The organism is Achromobacter marplatensis (assembly GCF_049060505.1).
GTDB lineage: Bacteria > Pseudomonadota > Gammaproteobacteria > Burkholderiales > Burkholderiaceae_B > Achromobacter > Achromobacter marplatensis_A.
Map to the genome: position 1 here is coordinate 592,496 of NZ_JBMGRB010000003.1, position 7,180 is coordinate 599,675.

The 7,180-nt window shown below is 63.4% G+C and carries 8 protein-coding genes; 6 read left to right on the plus strand and 2 right to left on the minus strand.

Features of this window, described 5'->3' with window-relative positions; translation table 11 throughout:
* The first annotated feature begins 45 nt into the window (after positions 1-45).
* On the plus strand, positions 46-1,449 hold the full coding sequence (locus ACI0FO_RS11005) for an MFS transporter (RefSeq protein ID WP_416026576.1): 1,404 nt from the start codon (positions 46-48) through the stop codon (positions 1,447-1,449).
* A 4-nt stretch (positions 1,450-1,453) separates the two neighbouring features.
* On the opposite strand, the gene ACI0FO_RS11010 is transcribed toward ACI0FO_RS11005, so the two are convergent.
* On the minus strand, positions 1,454-2,086 hold the full coding sequence (locus ACI0FO_RS11010; protein WP_416026577.1) for a hypothetical protein: 633 nt from the start codon (positions 2,084-2,086) through the stop codon (positions 1,454-1,456).
* A 112-nt stretch (positions 2,087-2,198) separates the two neighbouring features.
* On the opposite strand from ACI0FO_RS11010, the gene ACI0FO_RS11015 reads away from it, so the two are divergent.
* From ACI0FO_RS11015 to ACI0FO_RS11025, 3 genes are all read left to right on the plus strand, one after another.
* The gene (locus ACI0FO_RS11015) at positions 2,199-3,161 is read left to right on the plus strand and encodes a 3-hydroxyacyl-CoA dehydrogenase NAD-binding domain-containing protein (protein ID WP_416026579.1); all 963 of its coding nucleotides are present in this window, start codon (positions 2,199-2,201) and stop codon (positions 3,159-3,161) included.
* A 104-nt stretch (positions 3,162-3,265) separates the two neighbouring features.
* Entirely contained in the window at positions 3,266-3,538 is a 273-nt protein-coding gene (locus ACI0FO_RS11020; protein ID WP_416026581.1) for a GNAT family N-acetyltransferase, read from the plus strand.
* 17 nt (positions 3,539-3,555) lie between these two features.
* Positions 3,556-3,957 (plus strand): YchJ family protein, encoded by a 402-nt coding sequence (locus tag ACI0FO_RS11025; RefSeq protein ID WP_416026583.1) that lies wholly within the window; start codon positions 3,556-3,558, stop codon positions 3,955-3,957.
* 187 nt (positions 3,958-4,144) lie between these two features.
* Here the strand turns inward: ACI0FO_RS11025 and ACI0FO_RS11030 are convergent, their stop codons facing one another.
* Positions 4,145-5,017 carry a LysR substrate-binding domain-containing protein gene (locus tag ACI0FO_RS11030; RefSeq protein WP_416026585.1) on the minus strand — a complete coding sequence of 291 codons (873 nt, stop codon included), beginning with the start codon at positions 5,015-5,017 and terminating at the stop codon, positions 4,145-4,147.
* A 157-nt stretch (positions 5,018-5,174) separates the two neighbouring features.
* On the opposite strand from ACI0FO_RS11030, the gene ACI0FO_RS11035 reads away from it, so the two are divergent.
* Positions 5,175-5,888 carry a haloacid dehalogenase type II gene (locus ACI0FO_RS11035; RefSeq protein ID WP_416026587.1) on the plus strand — a complete coding sequence of 238 codons (714 nt, stop codon included), beginning with the start codon at positions 5,175-5,177 and terminating at the stop codon, positions 5,886-5,888.
* 43 nt (positions 5,889-5,931) lie between these two features.
* Positions 5,932-6,672, plus strand: coding sequence for an aldolase (locus tag ACI0FO_RS11040; RefSeq protein WP_416026589.1), 741 nt, complete (start codon positions 5,932-5,934; stop codon positions 6,670-6,672).
* The last annotated feature ends 508 nt before the right edge of the window (positions 6,673-7,180 follow it).

Consider the following 7,180-nt stretch of genomic DNA (forward strand, 5'->3'; position numbering starts at 1 on the left):
CTCCTAAGCTTCACCCCTCGACATGCCGCAACGCCTCTCCTCATCATGACTACCGCCTGTTCCCAAGCCCCTGCCCCCGTTCCCGCCATGGACCTTCAGCCCGCCAGCGGCTGGCTGCCGCTCGTCACGCTGGCCATCGGCTTCGTCATGGCCATGCTGGACGTCACCGTGGTCAACGTGGCGCTGCCCAGTATCGCCCTGCAGTTCACCGTCCCGCTCACCGACCTGGTGTGGATCGTGGACGGCTACACGCTCACCTTTGCGGCCCTGCTTCTGGTGGCCGGCGCGTTGGCGGACCGCTACGGCGCGAAAACCATCTACCTGTGCGGTCTGGGTGTGTTCACGCTGGCGTCGCTGCTTTGCGGCCTGGCGCCGGACGGCAATTCGCTGATCGCCGCCCGCATGCTGCAAGGCGTGGGCGCCGCCCTGTTCATGCCCAGTTCCCTGAGCCTGCTGACGCATGCCTATGACGACGAGCACGTCCGCAACCGGATGCTGGCCGCATGGTCGGCCATCGTGGCGGTGGCGGGCGCATCGGGTCCGTTGCTGGGGGGTGTGCTGATCCATCAATTCGGCTGGCGCAGCATTTTCCTGATCAATCTGCCGCTGGGCGTGGCAGGCCTATGGCTGGCCCGCCGTCGCATTCAGGCGGCTCCGCGCCGCCCGCGCGCGCTTAATCCGCTGAGCCATCTGCTGGGCGTAATCGCGTTATCGTCCCTGTGCTTCGTACTGATCCAGGGCAACGCCTATGGCTGGACGTCAAGCCGAATCGGCGGCGTCGCCGCACTATGCGCCCTTGCCGTGGCGCTGCTGGTGCGCCGCGAACGCCGCCACGCCGAACCGATTCTGCCGCGCGCGCTGTTCAAGACGACGCAATTCGCCGCATCCAACGGCGTGGGTTTCCTGATCAACCTGGCGTCCTATGGGCAACTGTTCCTGCTCAGCCTGTTCCTGCAGCATGCGCGCGGCACTGACGCCCTGCAGACCGGCATCCAATTGGTGCCCATGCTAGCCGTGTTTTCCATCGGCAACATGATTTCCGGACGCGTCTCGGCGCGCTGGAACGTCTCGGCCTCTCTGCTGGGCGGCGTGTCGCTTGCCGCCATCATGAGCGCGGCCGGCATCTACGCGTTCTCGCCGGATATGGCCTACTGGCCGTTCGCCGTCATGGTCGCGCTGGGCAACCTGGGTGTCGGCATCGCGGTGCCAGCGATGACCAGCGTCGTGATGCAAGTCTCGGGCAAGCAACATGCCAACAGCGCGGCCGCCGCGCTGAACGCCAACCGCCAAGCTGGCGCGCTGGTAGGCGTCGCGCTGATGGGCACGATCCTGCACCTGCTGCCCGACTGGCGCGCTAGCCTGCCCTCGGCCTACGTCGTCATCGCCACGGCTTACGCAGCTGCGGTCGTGCTGGTCTGGCGGCATCTGCGGCATGGCCGCAATGCCTGACGTCTTACGTTTTTCCGCCCGGCAGGATGGCAATGCCGCGGCCAGCGAAAAACGCGTCGAATACGGCAAGCGGCAATTCCACATCCGCTTGGCTGCCCACTTCGCCTGAGGGATTGTGAAACGTCACTGACGTGGTGGTCGCCCGCGTCACCAGCACCAGGTGGCCGCCCTTGGTCGCCGGGAAACGATCGGTGTGACGGATGTCCGGATGCACCGACGCCATGAAATAGTCGGCGCCTTCCAGCACCGCCGGCAGTTCGCGCGTATCCAGCCCCACGTGCACCCGGGCATCCAGGCCGAACTCGTCGGCAACGAAGCGCGCGAACGGCGCATAGATCAGCCCCTTGATCTCGCCGTCGCGATCCGTATAGGCCCCGAACGGCACGCTGCGCCGAGCCAGCTCCAGCGTGGGATGGATCTGCCCGCTACGCGCCGCCAGCACCATTTTCAAGCAGGCCATGCCACAGACATGATTGGCCCATCGGGCGTATTCCTGGATGTCCCGCGCCCCGGAGGTTCGCCACGCCGGGTCGTCGGCCAGAGCCAGTTCTTTCCGAATGAACGATCCGGCCAGGTGGGCTGACTCCCATTGGCAGAAATACGGCACGGCCGATTGGCCGGAAGACAGGGAATCCACGTCGCGCTCCGCATGTACCTCAACGTCCGCCATCTTGCCGTCAGATCCGTTCCGTGGCAACGGTCCGGCGTTTGCTTCACAATGCAGTGATTCCCCAAAATCGGAGAGCCGCATGCCCAGCACCGCCACGTCCAACCCGACCATCCGCAGCGTCGCCATCGTCGGCGCTGGCACCATCGGCGCCAGTTGGGCCGCTCTGTTTCTGGCGCATGGGCTGGACGTGGTCGTCTGCGACCCCTCCCCCGATGCCGAATCACAGACCCGGGCGCGCGTAGAAGCGGCATGGCCCGTTTTGGCTGAATTGGGGCGGGTGGCCCAAGGCGCATCCTCCGATGCGTTGCGCTTCGACCCCGATCTGTCCACTGCCCTGGCCGGCGTGGATTTCGTGCAAGAAAACGCGCCCGAACGCGAGGATTTCAAGACCGACCTCTTCGCGCGCATCGACGCCATCCTGCCCCCCCACGTGATCGTCGCTTCCAGTTCGTCGGGCCTCATCATGAGCCGCCTGCAGTCGCGTTGCCGCCATGCCGCGCGTTTCGTCATCGGCCATCCGTTCAACCCGCCGCACCTGATCCCGTTGGTCGAAGTGGTCGGCGGAGACCAGACATCCGCCGACACCATCGACCGCAGCATCGACTTCTACCGGGCGATGGGCAAATATCCCATCCGCCTGAACAAGGAAGTGCCCGGCCACATCGCCAACCGCCTGCAAGCCGCGTTGTGGCGCGAAGCCATTCACCTGGCCGCCGAGAACGTCGCCAGCGTGGCCGATATCGATGCCGCCGTATCCCAAGGCCCTGGCCTGCGCTGGGCGCTGTTCGGCCCCCATATGACCTTCAACCTGGGTGGCGGCGCCGGAGGCCTGGCCAACTTCATGGACCACCTGCTGGGCCCCGTACAGACGTGGTGGGACGACCTCGGTGCCCCCCAGGTCACCCCCGAACTGCAACGGCGCCTTATTGAAGGTGTCAACGCCGAAGCCGGCCAACGCGGCATTGCGGAGCTCGTGGAAAAACGCGACGCCCAGCTCACGGCGCTGCTCAAGATTTTAGGCGGGCAGCCCTCTTCTTCCTGATGAGGCAAGCACTACGGGCAGCCGCCCGCGCTCTGCACCGGCAGCGTGGTGCTGGTAACCTGAGCGCTTGGCTTCGTATCCCGACTCGACCAAGGAATATCCGAATGACCGTTGTCACCCAAGACCCCGGGCAATCCCGCTTCACCACGACCGTAGACGGCGTCCTTTGCGTGCTGGACTATCAGCTGCAAGGCGATGTCATGGCCATCGTGCATACCGGCGTGCCCAGCCAGGTAGGCGGCCGCGGCATCGCGGCGGAACTCACCAAATTCGCGCTGGAAACCGCACGCGCCAACGGCTGGAAAGTCCGTCCCTTGTGCTCCTACGCCGAGGTCTACATGCGCCGCCACCCCGACTACAACGACCTGCGCGCCTAGGCGTTCGCCCACGAATCGTGACGAAGAAATCCCCGTCCCTGGCCGCGTCCTGTCCTTGTGGCGGCGCGGCCTATTCCAATTGCTGCGGACGCTGGCATGAAGGCCCCCTGGCCATGCAAGCCCCGACGGCTGAAGCCCTGATGCGCTCGCGCTACAGCGCTTTCGTGCTGGATAAGCTGCCCTACCTGCTCGCCAGTTGGCATCCCAGCACCCGCCCTGCGACCCTGGAGCCGAATCCGCCTGATCTCAAGTGGCTCGGACTGGCCATCAAGCAAGCTCGGGACCAAGACGCCGACCACGCTACCGTGGAATTCGTCGCCCGCAGCCGCCAAGCCGGCCGCGCGCACCGCCTGCATGAAATCAGCCGCTTCGTCAGGGAAGACGGCCGCTGGTACTACGTGGACGGCGACCTGCATTGACCGCCGACACAGCGAAAATTCCCCAGGCGGCTGACTGGCGCGCAACGGGGGGCTGGCATAGAGGGATGTTGGCATAGAGGGATGTTGGCATAGAGGGAGTTGGCACAGAAGGAGTTGGCACAGAAGGCATCTGGCCCCGCGACAGCCCCGGAGTCCTTATTTCCTTACGTGTCGACTCGGCTCTGCGTTATCCGCCAACCAGACTCTGGATATCCGTTTCAACGGCCTGCTTTAACGCCGCCACCAACTGCTGCTCCACGCCACTTGCCGCGCGTGGGTTACCCACGATCGCCAGTTCGGTCGGCGGCACCGCGGATAGCCCTTCTTGCGCACCCAACAACCCATGCGCCTCCAGCCTTGCGAAGGCGGGCAGCAGACTCACGCCCAGCCCCGCCGCCACGGCGGCTTGAACACCCGCCAGGCTATGGCTGTGATACGCAACATGCCAGGGCCGCCCCGCGCTATCCAACGCGTAGATCATCCGTTTGCGATATATGCAGCCCTGTGGAAACACCACCAGCGGCACGGCAGCAGCCCCCGTCAGATGACGCTTGTCGCCTACCCATATCAGCCGCTCCGGCCAGGCCGCAAGACAGGCGCCATCACCCGGCTCCCGCTTGATCAGCGCCAGATCCAGGTCGCCTGAGGCAAGTCGGTCGCGCAGATCCATGCTCATGCCGCTGATCGTTTCCAAACGTGCCTCCGGGTGCCGGGCGACAAACTCCGCCAGCAACACCGTCAGCCGCGATACATCGAAGTCTTCGGGGATACCTAACCGCAACACTCGCGCCGCGCGAGGGGCCGCCACGACATGCTCGGCTTCGTCGGCCATGGCCAGCAACCGCCGCGCATACGCCAGCATCAACTCGCCGTCCGCAGTCGCAACCACGTCGCCGCCCGCGCGATCACGCAACAAAAGCGTCTTGCCGACGGCCTGCTCCAACTTGCGCACCTGTTGGCTCACGGTGGACTGCGTGCGATGCACGCGGCTAGCCGCCCGTGTGAAGCTGCCTTCATCCACGACACACACCAGCGTTCTAAGAAGTTCAAGATCCAACATAAGGGTTTGACAGGCAAGAGACGGATGTCGGCAACGCGGAAACACTCGCTCGATATTTGTTAATCAACTGAATTTATTCTAATAATTAATTTTACGACTTACAAATACGGACTTTAAGCTGGCCTTACCCACGTAACGCCTCCACAAGGAAACCGATATGCCACTGGATCACCTTCCCCGTCCGCAATGGCTCACATTCGACTGCTACGGCACGCTGATCCAGTGGGATGAAGGCTTGCAGGCCGCTGTCTCGCGCATCCTGACGGCCAGCGCCGATGCTCGGGAAGCGCTTACGCCCGCGCAATTCCTGCACGTCTACGATGAACACGAACACCGGTTGGAACGCACACCGCCACATCGCGCCTTTGCCGACATCACGCGGGAATCTCTGCGTCTCACGATGCAAGATCTACATCTTGCATATCGTCCAGAAGACGCCAAAATACTGATCGACGGCATCTCCGCCATGCCTCCGTTCCCCGAGGTCGTGGATACGCTGGCCACTTTGAAGCAAGCCGGCTTCCGCCTATGCATCATTTCCAATACGGACGATCAGATCATCGCTGGCAACGTCGCCCAGCTGGGTGGGCATATCGACCGCGTCATCACCGCCGAGCAGGCAGGCGCCTACAAGCCCTCGCGCAAGATCTTTGCTCACGCCCACAAAAGCCTGGGCGTCACGCCCGACCAGGTGGTGCATATCTGCGCCAGCCCCCATCTGGACCACGCCGCTGCCCGAGACATCGGCTTTCGTTGCGTATGGATCGACCGAGGCACGGGCCGCAGGCTCTTGCCGGACTATCGTCCGGACGCTACCGTACCCACTTTGGATCGCGTGCCCAGCTTGTTCCGCGACGTCGGCTGGCTCTGATCGCCACAGGCGCCGCGTCCCCTCCTAACCGTTGAAGGCAGTCATGAACAAAGACCCCCGCTTCGCCGATGCTCTATTTCACGCCGACCCTGTTACCGCGCTTCGCGCAGATCTGGCGCTTGCTTTGCGGGCGGCGGCCGCGCACGGCTTGGGCGAGGGCGTGTGCAACCATTTCAGTGTGGCGCTGCCGGGCGATCTCGACCACTTTCTGCTCAACCCACGCGGCCTGATGTGGCACGAAGTGCAGGCCGACGACATCGTGCTGATCGACGCTCACGGCAATAAATTGGCGGGCCGGCACGAAGTAGAGCCCACCGCCATGTTCATCCATGCCGCCATTCACCGTATCGCCGGCAAAGCCTGTGTCTTGCATACGCACATGCCTTACGCCACCGCATTGACGCTGACGTCCGATCGCGGACTGGACACGACCCTGTCGCAAAACGCCATGCGCTTCCATGGACGCTTGGCGATCGACGAAAACTACAACGGCCTGGCGCTGGACGTCAGCGAAGGGGAACGCATTGCCCGTGCCATGCAAGGCGCTGATATCGTTTTTCTGGGCAACCACGGTGTCGTCGTCTGCGGAGAACGTCTCGACTACGCCTACGACGACCTCTTTTTCCTTGAGCGCGCCTGCACCGCACAGGTCTTGGCCCAATCCACGGGGCGGCCGCTGAAGCCCGTTGATACCGCTATCGCCAGTAAAGTTGCCGCGCAGATTCAAAGCGAACGCCTGCAATCCGAGCTGTTCTTCGCCGCCCTGCGCCGTCAACTGCCCTGAACGCGCTGCCGCGGCCGCTTTGCTGCCATTGCTTTGCCTGTTTTCCGAGCAACGATTTCAGCGAACCTGATTCGCGGCGAATTGTTTTCGCCTGAACAAAATAAAACCCCCTCCCGGCAGACGCCGCGAGGGGGTTTCTTTATCGGGCGTGCCGTGCATCGCATCCGGGTGTCGTGCGTCGCATTCGGGGCGCCATGCAGCGCATTCGGCGGCCGTACATCGCATTCATTCAATGCTGCTGCGTGCGCACGCCGTATTTATCCAATGCCGGCACTTTCGCACATCGCCTTAATGCTCCGGCCGTAATGCCCTGGTCTTAATGCTTCGGCGGTAATGCCACTGCCTTAATCCGACCCGTCGAACCCGGCAATGCCATGTAATCCGTTCGCCCAAAGACAAAACCCCACAGGATCACCTGTGGGGTTTTGCGCAATAAAAGCCTGACGATGACCTACTTTCACAGACGTCCGTCCACTATCATCGGCGCGAAGGCGTTTCACTGTCCTGT